The sequence below is a fragment of the Pseudoduganella violaceinigra DSM 15887 genome (assembly GCF_000425385.1).
Taxonomy (GTDB): Bacteria; Pseudomonadota; Gammaproteobacteria; order Burkholderiales; family Burkholderiaceae_D; genus Rugamonas; species Rugamonas violaceinigra.
The window spans coordinates 571,972-587,061 of sequence record NZ_KE384356.1; the positions used below are offsets into that span (position 1 = coordinate 571,972).

Here is a 15,090-nt window from a genome sequence, read left to right on the forward strand (position 1 = left end):
GTCGTTCCTTTGAAAATGCTCAGCTAGGCTGCAAACAAGTATGTGGTTTAAGAATCTCCAGGTTTACCGTCTGCCCGCCCCATGGGCATTTACTCCAGAACAACTCGAAGAAGCCCTGCAGTCGCAGGCCTTCAGTCCCGCCAGCAGCAACGAGCTGATGCGCCAAGGCTGGGACAAGCCGCGGCCGAACGGCGGTCTGGTCCACGTCGTCAACAAGCAGATGCTGATGGTGCTGGGCACCGAGAAAAAGCTGCTGCCGTCGACCGTGGTCAACCAGGTTGCCAAGGCGCGCGCCGCCGAAATGGAAGAACAGCAAGGCTTCGCGCCAGGCAAGAAAGCCATGAAGGAATTGAAGGAACGCGTGCACGACGAACTGCTCCCGCGCGCCTTCACCATCCGCAGCAACACCTGGTGCTGGATCGACCCGGTCAACGGCTGGCTGGTGGTCGATGCCGCCAGCCCGGCCAAGGCCGACGACATCATCAAGATGCTGCTCAAAGCTGTCGACCGCATGCCGATCGAAAGCCTGCGCGTGCAGCGCTCGCCGGTCGGCGTGATGACCGCCTGGCTGCAGGATGATGAAGCCCCTGCCGGCTTCACCGTCGACATGGACACCGAACTGCGCGCCACCGGCGAAAGCAAGGCTGCCGTGCGCTACGTGCGCCACACCCTGGAACCGGAAGAAGTGCGCCGCCATATCGCCGCAGGCAAGCAGTGCACCCGCCTGGCCATGACCTGGGACAGCAAGATCAGCTTCGTGCTGACCGAAGCGCTGGCCATCAAGGGCGTCAAGCCGCTCGACGTGATGAAGGAAAACGACGCCGTCACCCGCAACGACGACGAACGCTTCGACGGCGACTTCATGCTGATGACCGGCGAACTGGCCAAGCTGCTGCAGGACGTCGTCGACGCCCTGGGCGGCGAAGCCAAGGCATAAAAAGGGGAGGAGCCCCCTTCCCTTACAGCGGCTGGAACACTCCAGCCGCTTTGTTTTTCTGCACGTTATCCCACGCGAAAATCTGGCCGTTCATGGCCACGTACACGCCAGGCGGCAGCACCTGCGCCACGCCGCAAGCAAAACCCATATTGAAGAAAGCGTCCGAATGGTCGATCTCGTAAGGGATCATGGCGCCGGTGAAGACGATGGTCTTGTCCTTGATCGCCGGGCCCAGGACAGCGGCGGTGTGCGGCATGGTATCGGTACCGTGCACGATCACGATCGCCTTTTCGGCGGCGGCCTGGCAGGCGGCCAGCACGCGCTGGCGGTCGGCATCGACCATGTCCAGGGAGTCCAGCAGGGACACCACTTCCAGTTCGCAAGGCGTCGTGATACGGGCGCGCTTGATCGCGGCTGGCAGATGGCTCTCGGCGAACGCCAGAGTGCCATTCAGCTCGTTGTAGTGCTTGTCGAAAGTACCGCCGGTGGCGATGATGCGCAGGGTCATGATGAATTAAAATGAAATCAATGGATGGCCAGCATGATAGCCGAAAAATGTTTGCGGCTTCCCGCTGGCATTCCGCGGAACAGTTGACTACACTGGGTTTTTTGCCCGGCAAGACCATGAAAGCGCTCGCACCAGGAACCGTGATTTTCCACCGCTACCGCGGCTACGGCGTCATCACGGCGGTCAACCTGCTGACCGGCTGGGTTTCCGCCCGCTTCGGCAACGAAGCGCGCACGCTCGACCTGAACCTCTCCACCGACGAAGTGCAATTCGCGGACGGCGAAGCGATCCTGTTCCGCCGCGCGCCGCCCGACCGCATGCCGCACGCGCGCCTGATGGCGGTGGTGCGCGAGTTGCACCAGGCCGGCTACCAGAAGTTATACCTGTACTCCTGGCCCAAGCCCTCCGGCCTGCACTGGCGCTGGCATTTGTTCACCGGGCCGCGCGACTGGATGCAGCGCTCCTGGCGCGAGGGCTGGTATGGATCGGGCGCCGACTACATCTTCAATCCCGTGATGGGCTGGGGCGACCAGCCGGGCGCGACGACGGAAGAACTGGTGCACGCGCTGGCCAGATTCGACCCGCAAGGCCTGGCGCAGGCGCTGGGGCGCGACGAGGACCACACGGCCTGGTTCGACCAAGTCTGCCAAGCCCTGCTGCCCGGCTATATGTACAGCCTGGACATGCAGCGCCCGCATGGCGCCCCGCTGACGGAAATGCCGGCGGTGCCGGTGGTCCCGGTGCGCGCCAATGTGCCGCCATACAGCGGCCCCGGCATCGGCTGGCCGCCAGGCTGGGCCGGCCTGTGGAGCAAGGTCCACGTCCTTCCGGCCCAGCCCGTGGCAACCTTGGGGTCAGGCTCTTAGCTTGCCAACTCAGGCATTTAACGGCCGAGGCCGTGGCAAGCAAAGAGCCTGGCCCCCAGGTTGCCACGAGCTCAGCCGTTGATGTGGGCGATCAGGTTCTGGAAGGCGTGGCGGAAGTAGAGCTCGTAGCTGGCTTGTTCGACGTAGCCGAGATGCGGGGTGCACAGGACGTTCGGCATGCGCAGCAGCTTTGAGTTTTCCGGCAGCGGTTCGGTGTCGAACACGTCCAGCGCTGCATAGCCGGGACGGCCGCCGGCCAGCGCGGCTTCCAGCGCTCCGGGCGCCACCAGTTCGGCCCGGCTGACATTGACCAGCAGTGCATCGCGTTTCATGCGGCCCAGGTCTGCGCCGGTGACGATGCCGCGCGTGCCCTCCACCAGGCGCAGGTGCAGGGACAGCACATCCGCTTCAGCAAAGAACGCCTCGCGCGACGCGGCGGCTTCATGGCCATCGGCCACGGCGGCCGCGCGGCTCGCTTCGCTGCCCCAGACGCTGACGCGCATGCCGAACGCCTTCGCATAGCCCGCCACCAGCTTGCCGATCTTGCCATAGCCCCAGATCGCCATGGTGCTGCCCGCCAGCACCATGCCCAGCGTATTGTGTTCATGGTTGATCGACACCTGCTGCCACTGCCCGTCGCGCAGCTTGCCCGCATATTGGAACAGCTTGCGCCGCGCGGCCATGACCAGCGCCCAGGTCAGCTCAGCCGGGGCGGTGGGCGATCCGACGCCTTCCAGCACGGTGATGCCGAGCTCGCGGCAGGCGTCCATGTCGATATGCCCGCTCACCTTGCCGGTTTGCGAAATGACTTTGAGGTTCGGCAGCTTCGACAGCAGGGCCCGGTTGAAGGCCGTGCGTTCGCGGATCAGCACCAGCGCTTCAAACGGCGCCAGCCGGGCCAGCAGCTGGCCCATGCCCTTCACGGAATTGTTGAAAACCTTGACCTCATGGCCGTCCAGCAGTTTGAAGCATTCCAGGCAACGAGTTGCATCCTGGTAATCATCGAGAATCGCAATTTTCATGTCAGTTAGCAGATTTTGTGATGAAAATAGTAGGGAAATAACGTGATCGTGAATATCTCGAATAGCCTACTACTTTAGTCGGGCAATATTCCTACATTTTTGGCGGAATCGCTGGAGGGCAGGTGTACAATCGGCCCAATTCAGGGAGCCCGACCCGGCTCCAGCAGTATATGTTCCAGCGCCTGCGCACACCCCCGCCAGGCGCTCGCGCCCTCGAGAAATCGGGCGCATCGACAGAACCGCCGTATTTCGCCGAAGTATCAATTCTTCCGCGCAAGCTATCAGCTGACGACGATTCCTGCCGTGCCGGGACAAGACAGAATTCTTTATTGGCATTGGAGGTACTATGAATCAGCCCGTTATGGGAGGCGTTGCAACAATGAACGCGCCAGCTTACATCAAACAGCAAAAGCTCATCAATTGGGTGGCGGAAGTCGCCGCGTTGACCAAGCCTGCCCGCATCTACTGGTGCGACGGCTCGCAGGAAGAATACGACCGCCTGTGCGCGGAGATGGTTGCCGCCGGCACCATGAAAAAGCTGAACGAAGCAAAGCGCCCGAACTCCTACCTGGCTTGCTCCGACCCGACCGACGTCGCCCGCGTCGAAGACCGCACTTTCATCTGCTCGCAGACCAAGGAAGCGGCCGGCCCGACCAACAACTGGATGGACCCGCAGGAAATGCGCGGCACCCTGAACGGCCTGTTCGACGGCTGCATGGCCGGCCGCACCATGTACGTGGTGCCGTTCTCGATGGGCCCTCTGGGCTCGCCGATCGCCCACATCGGAGTGGAACTGTCCGACTCCCCTTACGTCGCCGTCAATATGCGCACCATGACCCGTATGGGCAAGGCCGTGTACGACGTGCTGGGCGCAGATGGCGAGTTCGTGCCGGCGATCCACACCGTCGGCAAGCCGCTGGCTGCCGGCGAAAAGGATGTGCCATGGCCATGCAACGCCACCAAGTACATCGTGCACTTCCCTGAGACCCGCGAAATCTGGTCCTACGGCTCCGGCTACGGCGGCAACGCGCTGCTGGGCAAGAAGTGCTTCGCGCTGCGTATCGCTTCCACCATGGGCTACAACGACGCCCAGAACGGCGGCGAGGGCTGGCTGGCTGAACACATGCTGATCCTGGGCGTCGAGTCCCCGGAAGGCAAGAAGCACTACGTGGCTGCCGCCTTCCCATCGGCTTGCGGCAAGACCAACTTCGCGATGCTGATTCCGCCGGCGTCCTTCAACGGCTGGAAAGTCACCACCATCGGCGACGACATCGCCTGGATCAAGCCGGGCAAGGATGGCCGCCTGTACGCGATCAACCCGGAAGCCGGCTACTTCGGCGTGGCGCCTGGCACCAACACCAAGACCAACTCGAACTGCATGTCCTGCCTGAACGAGAACACCATCTTCACCAACGTCGCGCTGACCGACGACGGCGACGTGTGGTGGGAAGGCCTGACCAAGGAAGCGCCTGCGCACCTGATCGACTGGCAGGGCAAGGACTGGACCCCGGCGTCCGGCACCAAGGCGTCGCACCCGAACGCGCGCTTCACCGTGTCCGCCGAGCAGAATCCTGTGATCGACCCGGCATGGAACGACCCGGCCGGCGTGCCGATCTCCGCCTTCATCTTCGGCGGCCGCCGCTCCACCACCGTGCCGCTGGTGACCGAAGCGCGCAACTGGATCGAAGGCGTGTACATGGCCGCGACCATGGGTTCGGAAACCACCGCTGCGGCCGCCGGCCAGCAGGGCGTGGTGCGCCGCGACCCATTCGCCATGCTGCCGTTCATGGGCTACAACATGAGCGACTACTTCCAGCATTGGCTGGACATGGGCAAGCGCCTGCAAGGCAAGGGCGCCACCCTGCCTAAGATCTTCTGCGTCAACTGGTTCCGCACCGACGAAAACGGCCACTTCGTCTGGCCAGGCTTCGGCGACAATATGCGCGTGCTGAAGTGGATGCTGGAGCGCGTGGAAGGCAACGGCGGCGGCGTCGAGAACATCTTCGGCACCACCCCACGCTACGGCGACATTAGCTGGGACGGCCTGCCATTCACCGCCGAAGAGTTCGAGACCATCACCTCGATCGACAAGGACGCATGGCGCGCGGAACTGAAACTGCACGCGGAACTGTTCGAAAAGCTGGCATACCACCTGCCGCAAGAGCTGAAGGATAATATGGCCAAGCTGGAGCAAAGCCTGAACGGCTAAGCTTTATCGGCAAAAAAAAAGCGCGCCCGTGTGGCGCGCTTTTTTTATTTGCTCCGTTCTTTCCTCAGTCCGATTCGAACTGCTCACTCGATGCCGACCATTTTGGACGTTGCTCGACCGGGACTTCGGCCTGGTCAAAGCTGGTGATCTTCTTCAAGGAACGCACGTTGTACAGGATTTCGCGCCCGGCGAAATGGGTGCCGCCGCAATCGATCGCGATATGGCTGCCTTGCTTCCAAAACCAGAAATCGCGGATGACCGGTTCGCATTTGATGGAACGCGTGCGGCCGCGGGAATAGATGCGCAATTCCGCCGGCCCCTCTTCATCGCCGGCATCGGCAGGCGGAGCCACCAGCCAGGCCACACTCTCGCCCTCCGCTGACAGCCGAACCTTTTTGGCCTGACGGTCCGATGTCAGTTGCAGGTCCTTGCCGGCCGCAGTCACGACGTGGACATTCCTGGCGTCGTCGATATAGGCGTTTGCCAGGCTTCCCGCGTAAGCGCTGGAACAAGCCACGGCAAGTGCAACAGCGGCCGCAAATCGACGATACATCATGCCCCCTCCCCTAAATATTTGACCCGGCGCTGGGTGCCGTTGATGCTGCCCTTCATCCAGCTTTTCACCACATCCTTGCCCGCACCGAGGAAATTGTCAATGTGGTAGTTATCAATGGCGCTGCCTTTGTCGTCGGCATAGCGGTCGCCCACGCCTTCAATATTGACCTTGGTCTTCTTTGGGATCACGTCCGGATCGACCGCGATGGAGTGTTCCGTCGTCACTGGACCGAAAGCTCCCTGCACGCCGGTGGCATAGCTGAACGTGACGCCCGACTGGTCGGCCACACGGTCCGGATGGTTGGCGGCGTTGCGATGCCATCCTCCAGTCATCTGCGCCAAACGGATGAAGCGCCCGTTGCTTGCCTTGCCGGTACCTTGCATCGGTACCCCGGCGGCACTGAACAGGAAGTCCTCCTTGTGTTTTTCGTTCAGGCCATTCCCGCTGACCAGGGCGCCCGTGAAGTCTTCCTCGGCGCAGACGTTGTAGCCGGTGATCAGGAATGTCGACTCGTACCACGCAGTTTTGAACTCAACTTTGAATGGCGGCAGTGTCACGCCGGCGGTCTTCGCCGTGAGTTCCGCCGTGCCGCTTGAGCGCGTTTCAAGGACCAGGAGCAGCTCGCCCTTGGCATCGGTTGTGCCGGATGACTTGATGCTATCGGCAGGCCGATCGGAAACGATCTTCAGCGCCTGGTTCGCGGCGGCAGTGCCATCGTGCCGGGTCAGTTTGGCCTTCAATGGAAGGTGGAAGAGCACCTTGCGATTTTGGGCGCGCGAGCTCTTGGGGATGATAGGCAGGGTGTCGCCAAATGCATTGGTTTGGATTTCAAGCGAACAGAGCAGGTCATCCACCTGCACTTGAACGAGCGAGCCCTGGGTGGTATTGGTTGTGGCAGTGGCAATCAGGATATCGGCCATGTTCAGCTCTTTAAGTAAATGTGGACCTGTTCGGCGGCAGCCGTCTTGACACGTTGTGTCTTGCCGTCGGCATCGGTGACGCCATGGAACTCCTTGCCGCCGGCGGTCACAATACGATAGGCCTTATCGGGTAGCGGCTTGCCGTCGGCGCCGCGCAATTGGAATTGCTCGTCAAAGGTATTGGCCGCGGCGGCCGCGTTGGCGTTTGCCGACGGAGACTGGGGCGCGCTTGATTGCGACATGGCCGCGCTGGAGCTGTTGGCGCTGCCCGAGCTGCCTGCACTGGCGGAACTGGCCGGCCCAGAAGGTGCGTCAATGCAGTCCGTGAACTGGGTCGCGATCAAGGTCGCGCCGCAGGAGGTTTTCATGCCCTCGACTGCCACCCCTTTGCCATAGACCGTGCTGGTCATTACCCCTTCAACAATCGGATAGTTGCCGCGGCATTTGGGACAATAGACCTTATGGCCGATGGCGGCGATGGGTTTTCCCATGCATATATTGTCAACAAAGCCTTCAACTACCGTTCCGTTATGTGATGTTCGATCACCCAGGCGGATTATTGCCTTTAGAGCCATACTGTTCTGACCTAGAAATTTGTGATGTATTTATTAATATTACCATTCACATCAGCAATTACCCCGCACTCCAGGGCGCGCGTCCCTTTTCGTTTTTGCGCTTGCGCTTCGCGTAGCTTTGAAGGCTGGAACCAGCGATTCGAGGATTGAGGTGCGCATGAAAATATTCCACACAGCCTTGCCCGCGCTGACAGTAACGTTTGCAGCGCATGCTCAGGAGAGCGACCAGGCTGCATTGAAGGCCGCGGAAGAGCGCGGCCGCCGGATCTATATCCACGATCACGCCTCAGCCATTGTCAGCGACGCGGCCGTGCCATTGCTCATTCCATCGGCGCGCGCGCACGTTCGAGGCCACATCACGGAGGATCGGATGGCCGCCTGCTCGGCACCGTCTCGCAGTATGAAGTCCCGCAAGCATTGAGCGAGTATGAGGAGCGTGCAGCTGCTGCGCGCCAGACCGGCAAGCAATTCGGCATCAGTCGCTGCGCAAAGAACTACAACACCGTCGTATTGCCGAAGCCCGGCGGATGGCAAGTCTACATGGTGCCGGGTGCCACAGAGAACGACATCATCCTCGTGGGTGGTGCGTATCGCATCGACACCGATGCCAGCGGCCGCACCATTACGGCAAGCCGCGCCTTCAGCAAAAGCTGCATCAGTCTTGAAAAGACGCTCGATACCGAGGCGTTTACGCGGTCGCATTTGCTGGACCCGCAGCCAACCGAAATGCATGTGTTCTGGCGGCTTTTGGGCCGCAAGCCCATTTACCTCATCACGACGCAGAACAGCCTGGTCTGGCTGATTGAAAAGGGGCACACCCGGCCCGCCGAAAAAATCGATGCAAAAAACTGATCAAAAAATCTCTTGACAGTGCGAGCGGGAACGGCGCAGAATCCCGTCCACTGATTTTTCATCAACCCGAATTTTTGAAAGGACGACCATGCCACGTACGGCTATCAACAATCTGCAAATGAGATAGCCCCGCAGCGCGAGCGCTCGGGGCAGGCAATCAAGCCACCCGAGCCGGTCGTTCTTCCAACACGAACCCCGGCCAGGAAACTCGCCGGGGTTTTTGTTTCCACAGCCCCGGCATAACGAAAGACGTTATGCCAATCAAGCAAAGCCTGCACAAAGGCCTGGTGCCTGTGCACATCTATACGGATGACATTGATCATTCGGCCATCCAGCAACTGCTGAATATTTCGAACCTGCCCATCGTGCATCCGCACGTGGCGGCCATGCCCGACGTCCATGCCGGCATCGGCGCAACCGTGGGCAGCGTGATCCCGACGCGCGGCGCCATCATTCCCGCCGCTGTCGGCGTCGACATCGGCTGCGGCATGAACGCCGTGCGCACCACGCTGACCGCCAGCCAGCTGCCCGACAACCTGGCGCGCGTGCGCAGCGCGATCGAAACGCTGGTGCCGGTCGGTTTCGAGCAGCACTCGTTCGACAAGGTGCGCGGCTCGGCCCACGCCCGCGTCGGGCGTCCGCTGAACGACCGCCTGGACCGCATCGTGGCGCGCCACAAGGGCATCATGAAGATGCAGCACAAGTTCGCGCAGACCTGGATCTGCCAGCTCGGCACACTGGGCGGCGGCAACCACTTCATCGAGCTGTGCATCGATGAAGAGCAGCGCGTCTGGATCATGCTGCATTCGGGTTCGCGCGGCATCGGCAATGTCATCGGGCGCTATTTCATTTCCGCTGCGCGCAAGGAGATGATGCGGCATAAGGTGAACCTGCCGGACCGCGACCTGTCCTACTTCAGCGAAGGATCGGAACTGTTCGACGATTACGTGGAAGCGGTGGACTGGGCGCAGGACTACGCCATGCTGAACCGGCGCGAAATGATGCGCCGCGTGGTGGCTGCACTGGAGCCGCATGTCCCGCCGTTCAAGCTCGATGGCGAGGCGATCAACTGCCATCACAACTACGTGCAGCAGGAATCGCACTTCGGCCACAAGCTGTATGTCACCCGTAAGGGCGCCATCTCGGCGCGCGAAGGCGAGCTGGGCATCATCCCCGGCAGCATGGGTGCCCGCAGCTTCATCGTGCGCGGCAAGGGGAACGAGGAATCGTTCTGCTCCTGCTCGCACGGTGCCGGCCGCAAGATGAGCCGCAGCGAGGCGAAACGCAAATTCAACCGTTTCGATCTGGCCGAACAGACGCAAGGCATCGAATGCCGCAAGGATGGCGGTGTGGTGGATGAAATCCCCGCCGCCTACAAAGACATTGACCAGGTCATGGCACACCAGTCCGACCTCGTCGAAATCGTGCACACGCTCAAGCAAGTCGTGTGCGTAAAAGGATAAGCAATGAAGGTAACGATCAAATTACCAAAGCCGCGCAACCCGCTGGCCGTGCTGGCGCGCCAGCGCAAGGCCGGCAGCCACCAGCGCGAAGAGCAATCGCGCCGCGCCCTGAAGCAGCAGCTGCGTCGCCAACTGGCAAAGCAGGAGGAATGAGCGTATGCAATCGGCAATCATGTTGAACCAGCAGCAGGCCATCGATTTCCTGCTGCACGTGGCCGTCACGCGCCCGGTATTCCTGTGGGGACCGCCCGGCATCGGCAAGAGCGCGCTGGTGCGCCGTTTTGCGGAAGCCGTGGGCATGGAGTGCGTCTCCCTGCTCGGCAGCCAGCTGGCGCCGGAAGACCTGCTGGGCATCCCGCAGATCGACGGCAAATGCTCGCGCTTTTTCCCGCCTGCGAATATCGTGCGCGACGAGCCTTTCGTCCTGTTCCTGGACGAGCTGAACGCGTCGTCGCATGAAATCCAGAAGGCGTTCTATTCGCTGATTCTGGACCAGCGCATCGGCGAGTACAGCCTGCCGAAGGGAACCATCGTGATCGGCGCCGGCAACCGTGCCAAGGATGCCGCCATCGTCAAGCCGATGCCTTCCGCATTGGTGAACCGCATGGCGCATATCCACCTGCGCGCCGACCACCGGCAGTGGCTGGAATGGGCGAACGGCGAGGGCGGAATCCATCCCTGGGTGCTGGAATACATCCAGCTGCGTCCGGACCACCTATGGAGCGAACCGCCGAAGCACGAAGAGCCGTTCTCCACGCCGCGCAGCTGGCATATGCTGTCCGATGCCCTGCAATCGTTCAGCGAGGATATCGCCGAAGACATGCTCGATGCGCTGGCCTACGGACTGTTGTCGCCGGCGCATGCCGGCAACTTCAAAGGTTTTCTCAAGCAGCTGCGCCACAAGCATGGCCTGCATGCGATTCTGAAAGGGGAGCAGCGTTGGCCCGATGCGCCGGGCGACCGCGACGTGCTGTACTTCCTGGCGCAGTCCTTCCGCGCGCATTTGCTGAAGGAACTGCCGGAGGCGGAATCGTCGGTACGCGGCGTCCACCACGCCTTGTCGATCCGCGCCAAGGACTTGCTGCGCGACCTGGCCCGCATCAGCGTTGAAATTGCGCAATCGCTCCTGGGCGAAGATGCGCAGGGGCGCCGCCTGCCTGCATGGTTCCTGGTTGAAGTGGCGCGCGACCTGCCGCGGCTGGCAGGCCGCAGCCAGAAAGAAACCGCATGAGCAAGGAGAAGAAGCCTGATCCCGCGGCGGCCGCCCGGCAGGCCGGGATTGCGCAGGTATTGGCGCATCCGGTGCTGGGCGCTGTCGCAGGCCAGGCGAGATTCGGCGCAGATACGGCGCATCGGATGGTGCCGTCCAACGGCTGGATCGCCGTTGCGCCGACCGGCGAAATATCGCTGCATCCAAAACGGCGCGCGCAGCCGGAGGAATGGGCGCGCGTCATCGGCATCGCCCTGTCGTGCCTTGGGCTGGGCTTTGTGCGGCGCCGTGAACCGGCAGCTCTATGGGAAATCGCCAGCCTGGTGACTGCCCTGCGGTTCTGCGCGGAACTGAAGCTGGGCGAGCTGCCGGAGGCGTGGCGCTTGCCGGAACGCGAAGACGCCAGCGTGGAAACCTTGCTGCAGCGGTTCTGCACCGGTGCCTGCCCGGCGCCCCTGCAGGCGTGGCATGCCGATATCACGGGTGGCGAGCCGCTGTTCGTATGCCTGGACGAGGAGCCGCCCAGCTGGCAGCGCAAAAGGCCTTGGCATGAATTGCTGGCGGACGGCATTGCGCGCGGCGTCGGCCGGGCGCTGGCCATCGCGGGCGGTGCTCCGGTGGAGCAGGCCTCGAAACCGCAGAGCCGCGAACACCGCGCGCGCCGCCGCATGATGGACTGCTATCCCTTGCTGGGGGCGCTGGCGGCCAGCTTCGACCTGGAAAACGATATCCGAATCTGCCAGCAGTACGACATCCGCGTCGCCGCTATCGACGTCGGGGCCCGCCGCATCTGGATCAATCCGGCGGCGGGCCTGAACGATGACGAGACCCTTTTCGTGCTGGCACACGAGCTGCTGCACGCCGGCTTGAATCATGCGTCGCGCCGGCGCGGACGCGACGCCGTGCTGTGGAACGTCGCCTGCGACTTCGCCATCAACAGCTGGCTGATGGAGATGAAGGTTGGCGCACCGCCTGCCATCGGCATGCTGTACGACGCCGCCCTGGCGGGGCAATCGGCGGACGAAATCTACGACGGCCTGGCGCGCGATATGCGCCGCACGCGCAAGCTGGCTACCTTGCGCGGCACGGGCCAGCCCGACCTGCTCGGGGAAGACAGCGGTGGCCAATTCACGGATGCGGAGGAATACTGCCGCCGCGCACTGGCGCAAGGCATGGACCGTTGGGAATTCGACGGCCGCCGCGGCACGGTGCCGGCCGGCCTGCTGGAGGAGATCCGCAGTCTGGCGCAGCCGCCGATTCCATGGGACGCGCGCCTGGCGCACTGGTTCGACGAACGCTTCCCGCCGCTTGCGCTACGGCGCAGCTATGCGCGGCCATCGCGCAGGCAGGGGGCGACGCCGGATATCCCGCGTCCTTCGCTATGCAAACCGCCGGAAGAAGAACGCAAGAGCCGCGTCTTCGGCGTGCTGCTCGATACCTCGGGCTCGATGTCGCCGGCGATGCTGGGCAAGGCGCTGGGCGCGATCGCCAGCTATGCCATGGCGCGCGACGTGATTGCGGTGCGGCTGGTGTGCTGCGATGCGATGGCGTACGACGGCGGTTGGGTGGAGCCGGAAAACCTGCTGGACCGCTTCACCTTGCGCGGGCGCGGAGGAACCGTGCTGCAGCCGGGCTTCGACCACCTGCGGGACCTGGCGCGCGGCGGCGAGTTTCCTGCCCACGGGCCGGTCCTGGTGGTGACCGACGGCTGGTGCGAAGACAGGCTTGCGACCCGCATGGAGCACGCCTATCTGTTGGCCGAAGGGCGCAGGCTGCCGTTCGCGCCGCGCGGGGAAGTGTTCTACGTCACGCAATAGCCATCGCGCGGCTATTGGCCGGAAGCGGCCGGCATGGGCGGCAGGCCCATCATCTTGCGGCGAATATCGAGCGCGCTTTCGTCTTCGATTACGACCGGCTTGCCGCTGGCGAACTGGGTGCCGTAGCGTTGCGGCAGCCCTTTGGCAACGCGCAGCCGGTCTTCTGCCTGCGCCAGCTGAGCGCCTGGCACGTCGTTGCCGGCGTGCGCCTCGCGCAAGGCGGGCAGCAATGATTCCAGGTCCTTCTCCGGGGCGCGCATCAGGACAGTGAAGGCGTTCTGCGACAGTTCCGGGCCGGCAAAGCGGACTCCGGGCCAGCCGTGCGAGGCGACGATGGTTTTCAGGCGTGCCAGTTCTTTGCGGTCGCGGGCGGCATCGCGTTTGCCCTGCGCCCCCATGGCGTCAAGCGCGCGGATGGCGGCCAGTTCACGGGCATCGAGCACCTTGCGCTTGGCGATGATTTCTTCGCCGACGATGGTCGTGACCGCGCCGCTGCCGGCACGAATGGTCACGCGCACCTTGCCGCGCGCATGCGTGTTGCCGTGCGTGTCCTGCTCGACCTGCTCGGCTTCCACTTGCACGGCATTTTGCGTACCGATGGGCAGCAGCACACGCGCAACTTCCTGACCTGAAGCCAGCGTCTGTACGCTGATCCGGCTGGGTTCTGCTGCCATCGCGAGTCCGCTAGACGTGACCAGGCATGCCAGCGCCAGCTTGTCGAAGATCACCATAAACAAACAGTAGCAAACAAGCGGACACAGTGGAGCACAGATGGCGAAGGCGACGCCGCACGGGCATAGTTCGACAAGGCCTGCTATATGTCGAGCGCTATGCCGACATCGTTGCATTGGGCGCGCGGATCATCATGCGCAGCGATGTCCTATACAACGATAGCCAAGTAGGTTTTTATTCAAAGTTTTTCTTGACACCTCATTCTTGAAGAGCGCAGAATCAGCGCTCTTAGATTTCATCAACCCAGAATACGAAAGGACGATCGTGCGCTACTTCGCTATCACTTGCATTAAGAAAACCAGATAGCTCCGCAGCGCGTACGCTCGGGGCGTCTGGCGAATTGCCACCCCCCGAGCCGGACGTCCGATGACAAAACCCCGGTAAGGAAACTTGCCGGGGTTTTTGTTTTTTGGTCCCGGCGCAAGGAGGAAATGAAGTATGGATATTCAGCTCAAAACCGTCACCAGGCAGAACTTTGAAGACATCGCCGATCTGCGGCTGCTGGACCACCAGCGCGAGCTGGTCGCCAGCAACTCGTTTTCGATTGCCCAGGCCAGTTTTTATCCGGAGATGCAGACCCGCGCCATTTACGCCGGCAGCGAACTGGTTGGCTTCCTGATGTATGTCGATCTGGAACTGGAGGGGGTACCCGGCGAATTCGCCGTGTCGCGCCTGATGGTCGACTTCCGTCACCAGCACAAGGGCTACGGCCGTGATGCCTTGCAGCTGGCGCTGGCCGAGATCCGCGCGCGTCGTGGTGTGCGCAAGATCTGGATCAGCTACCTGCCTGAAAACACCCGCGCCAGGGACCTTTACGCCAGCATCGGCTTCGTCGAAACGGAGATCGATGAGGATGGCGAAATGAACGCAGTAATTGAGCAGTAACGAAGAAGAAGGAGTTAACAATGAGACCTTATCAACGCTTCCTGAAGAAATGGATCACGACCAACCTGCACGTGGTCACCAAGGACAACTTTGCCAACATCGCCGAACTGGAACTGCATGAGCACCAGCAAGACCATGCCGCCAGCACCATGTATGCGATCGCGGAAGCCAGCTTCCACCCGAACTATCAGTGCCGCGCGATTGCCGACAAGGACGGCGTGGTGGGCTTCCTGATGTATGCCGCGCCCGGCGCCGACGATGCACCCGGCGAATATGCGATCTATCACCTGATGGTGGACCGCCGCTACCAGGGCCGGGGCCATGGCCGTCGCGCAGTCGAGCTGGCGCTGGCCGAAATCGGCAAGCATGGGGACGTGCAGCGCATCTGGACCAGCTACCAGCCGGGCAACGGCGTGGCGCGGGAGCTGTATGCTGCTTGCGGCTTTGTCGAGGCGGGTGTGGAGGAAGACGGCGAGATGTATGCCGCCTGGACGCCGGACCCCTATTAAGTCGCTTGCTATTTCGCACAGGTGTGCTA

General features: G+C 62.3%; 17 protein-coding genes. 11 read left to right on the top strand and 6 right to left on the bottom strand.

The genetic code is table 11. From position 1 onward, the window contains the following. Positions 1 to 40 precede the first annotated feature (40 nt). Complete coding sequence (locus tag H597_RS0119300; RefSeq protein WP_028103579.1) at positions 41 to 937, top strand: recombination-associated protein RdgC; 897 nt, start codon at positions 41 to 43, stop codon at positions 935 to 937. A gap of 22 nt (positions 938 to 959) precedes the next feature. Here H597_RS0119300 and H597_RS0119305 read toward each other — a convergent pair whose 3' ends face one another. Further along, positions 960 to 1,445 carry an asparaginase domain-containing protein gene (locus H597_RS0119305; protein WP_028103580.1) on the bottom strand — a complete coding sequence of 162 codons (486 nt, stop codon included), beginning with the start codon at positions 1,443 to 1,445 and terminating at the stop codon, positions 960 to 962. Positions 1,446 to 1,561: 116 nt separating this feature from the next. Here H597_RS0119305 and H597_RS0119310 point away from each other — a divergent pair, with 116 nt between their 5' ends. Further along, entirely contained in the window at positions 1,562 to 2,311 is a 750-nt protein-coding gene (locus H597_RS0119310; protein ID WP_028103581.1) for a hypothetical protein, read from the top strand. 71 nt (positions 2,312 to 2,382) lie between these two features. On the opposite strand, the gene H597_RS0119315 is transcribed toward H597_RS0119310, so the two are convergent. Further along, positions 2,383 to 3,333, bottom strand: a complete 951-nt coding sequence (locus tag H597_RS0119315) for a D-2-hydroxyacid dehydrogenase family protein (RefSeq protein WP_028103582.1) — start codon at positions 3,331 to 3,333, stop codon at positions 2,383 to 2,385. Positions 3,334 to 3,679: 346 nt separating this feature from the next. Here H597_RS0119315 and H597_RS0119320 point away from each other — a divergent pair, with 346 nt between their 5' ends. After that, positions 3,680 to 5,542 carry a phosphoenolpyruvate carboxykinase (GTP) gene (locus H597_RS0119320; protein WP_028103583.1) on the top strand — a complete coding sequence of 621 codons (1,863 nt, stop codon included), beginning with the start codon at positions 3,680 to 3,682 and terminating at the stop codon, positions 5,540 to 5,542. 64 nt (positions 5,543 to 5,606) lie between these two features. On the opposite strand, the gene H597_RS0119325 is transcribed toward H597_RS0119320, so the two are convergent. The 3 genes from H597_RS0119325 to H597_RS34250 are packed head-to-tail and all read right to left on the bottom strand — an operon-like array spanning position 5,607 to position 7,593. After that, positions 5,607 to 6,098, bottom strand: coding sequence for a hypothetical protein (locus H597_RS0119325; RefSeq protein ID WP_154668166.1), 492 nt, complete (start codon positions 6,096 to 6,098; stop codon positions 5,607 to 5,609). Further along, positions 6,095 to 7,018 carry a 3D domain-containing protein gene (locus tag H597_RS0119330; RefSeq protein ID WP_028103585.1) on the bottom strand — a complete coding sequence of 308 codons (924 nt, stop codon included), beginning with the start codon at positions 7,016 to 7,018 and terminating at the stop codon, positions 6,095 to 6,097. The genes H597_RS0119325 and H597_RS0119330 overlap by 4 nt, the downstream gene beginning before the upstream one ends. A gap of 2 nt (positions 7,019 to 7,020) precedes the next feature. Continuing rightward, complete coding sequence (locus tag H597_RS34250; RefSeq protein ID WP_083941185.1) at positions 7,021 to 7,593, bottom strand: PAAR domain-containing protein; 573 nt, start codon at positions 7,591 to 7,593, stop codon at positions 7,021 to 7,023. A 157-nt stretch (positions 7,594 to 7,750) separates the two neighbouring features. On the opposite strand from H597_RS34250, the gene H597_RS0119340 reads away from it, so the two are divergent. The 6 genes from H597_RS0119340 to H597_RS0119365 all read left to right on the top strand — a co-directional run bounded on the left by H597_RS0119340 (position 7,751) and on the right by H597_RS0119365 (position 12,935). Next, positions 7,751 to 8,014, top strand: a complete 264-nt coding sequence (locus tag H597_RS0119340) for a hypothetical protein (protein WP_028103586.1) — start codon at positions 7,751 to 7,753, stop codon at positions 8,012 to 8,014. Beyond that, on the top strand, positions 8,011 to 8,445 hold the full coding sequence (locus tag H597_RS0119345; RefSeq protein ID WP_028103587.1) for a hypothetical protein: 435 nt from the start codon (positions 8,011 to 8,013) through the stop codon (positions 8,443 to 8,445). The genes H597_RS0119340 and H597_RS0119345 overlap by 4 nt, the downstream gene beginning before the upstream one ends. Positions 8,446 to 8,699: 254 nt before the next feature. Continuing rightward, positions 8,700 to 9,908: an RtcB family protein gene (locus tag H597_RS0119350; RefSeq protein ID WP_028103588.1), complete on the top strand. Its 1,209-nt coding sequence runs from the start codon at positions 8,700 to 8,702 to the stop codon at positions 9,906 to 9,908. A 3-nt stretch (positions 9,909 to 9,911) separates the two neighbouring features. Then, positions 9,912 to 10,061, top strand: a complete 150-nt coding sequence (locus tag H597_RS35500) for a hypothetical protein (protein ID WP_169433293.1) — start codon at positions 9,912 to 9,914, stop codon at positions 10,059 to 10,061. A 4-nt stretch (positions 10,062 to 10,065) separates the two neighbouring features. Next, positions 10,066 to 11,139 (top strand): AAA family ATPase, encoded by a 1,074-nt coding sequence (locus tag H597_RS0119360; RefSeq protein WP_028103589.1) that lies wholly within the window; start codon positions 10,066 to 10,068, stop codon positions 11,137 to 11,139. Beyond that, a complete protein-coding gene (locus H597_RS0119365) occupies positions 11,136 to 12,935 on the top strand; it encodes a vWA domain-containing protein (protein ID WP_028103590.1) in 1,800 nt (599 codons plus the stop codon). Before H597_RS0119360 ends, H597_RS0119365 begins: the two co-directional genes overlap by 4 nt. Before the next feature lie 11 nt (positions 12,936 to 12,946). Here the strand turns inward: H597_RS0119365 and H597_RS0119370 are convergent, their stop codons facing one another. Next, entirely contained in the window at positions 12,947 to 13,609 is a 663-nt protein-coding gene (locus H597_RS0119370) for a DUF6624 domain-containing protein (protein WP_154668167.1), read from the bottom strand. Between the two features lie 496 nt (positions 13,610 to 14,105). Between H597_RS0119370 and H597_RS0119375 the strand changes: the two genes are divergently transcribed. Next, positions 14,106 to 14,552, top strand: coding sequence for a GNAT family N-acetyltransferase (locus H597_RS0119375; protein ID WP_028103592.1), 447 nt, complete (start codon positions 14,106 to 14,108; stop codon positions 14,550 to 14,552). A 20-nt stretch (positions 14,553 to 14,572) separates the two neighbouring features. Further along, positions 14,573 to 15,061 carry a GNAT family N-acetyltransferase gene (locus H597_RS0119380; RefSeq protein WP_051293921.1) on the top strand — a complete coding sequence of 163 codons (489 nt, stop codon included), beginning with the start codon at positions 14,573 to 14,575 and terminating at the stop codon, positions 15,059 to 15,061. Positions 15,062 to 15,090 lie beyond the last annotated feature (29 nt).

Bases quoted from the DNA above. Each gene is read 5' to 3' on its own strand.
- H597_RS0119350 (WP_028103588.1), top strand. From the start codon at position 8,700: ATGCCAATCAAGCAAAGCCTGCACAAAGGCCTGGTGCCTGTGCACATC.
- H597_RS35500 (WP_169433293.1), top strand. From the start codon at position 9,912: ATGAAGGTAACGATCAAATTACCAAAGCCGCGCAACCCGCTGGCCGTG.
- H597_RS0119340 (WP_028103586.1), top strand. From the start codon at position 7,751: ATGAAAATATTCCACACAGCCTTGCCCGCGCTGACAGTAACGTTTGCA.
- H597_RS0119380 (WP_051293921.1), top strand. From the start codon at position 14,573: ATGAGACCTTATCAACGCTTCCTGAAGAAATGGATCACGACCAACCTG.
- H597_RS0119375 (WP_028103592.1), top strand. From the start codon at position 14,106: ATGGATATTCAGCTCAAAACCGTCACCAGGCAGAACTTTGAAGACATC.
- H597_RS0119315 (WP_028103582.1), bottom strand. From the start codon at position 3,333: ATGAAAATTGCGATTCTCGATGATTACCAGGATGCAACTCGTTGCCTG.
- H597_RS0119325 (WP_154668166.1), bottom strand. From the start codon at position 6,098: ATGATGTATCGTCGATTTGCGGCCGCTGTTGCACTTGCCGTGGCTTGT.
- H597_RS0119305 (WP_028103580.1), bottom strand. From the start codon at position 1,445: ATGACCCTGCGCATCATCGCCACCGGCGGTACTTTCGACAAGCACTAC.
- H597_RS0119365 (WP_028103590.1), top strand. From the start codon at position 11,136: ATGAGCAAGGAGAAGAAGCCTGATCCCGCGGCGGCCGCCCGGCAGGCC.
- H597_RS0119330 (WP_028103585.1), bottom strand. From the start codon at position 7,018: ATGGCCGATATCCTGATTGCCACTGCCACAACCAATACCACCCAGGGC.
- H597_RS0119320 (WP_028103583.1), top strand. From the start codon at position 3,680: ATGAATCAGCCCGTTATGGGAGGCGTTGCAACAATGAACGCGCCAGCT.
- H597_RS0119370 (WP_154668167.1), bottom strand. From the start codon at position 13,609: ATGGCAGCAGAACCCAGCCGGATCAGCGTACAGACGCTGGCTTCAGGT.
- H597_RS0119300 (WP_028103579.1), top strand. From the start codon at position 41: ATGTGGTTTAAGAATCTCCAGGTTTACCGTCTGCCCGCCCCATGGGCA.
- H597_RS0119360 (WP_028103589.1), top strand. From the start codon at position 10,066: ATGCAATCGGCAATCATGTTGAACCAGCAGCAGGCCATCGATTTCCTG.
- H597_RS34250 (WP_083941185.1), bottom strand. From the start codon at position 7,593: ATGGCTCTAAAGGCAATAATCCGCCTGGGTGATCGAACATCACATAAC.
- H597_RS0119310 (WP_028103581.1), top strand. From the start codon at position 1,562: ATGAAAGCGCTCGCACCAGGAACCGTGATTTTCCACCGCTACCGCGGC.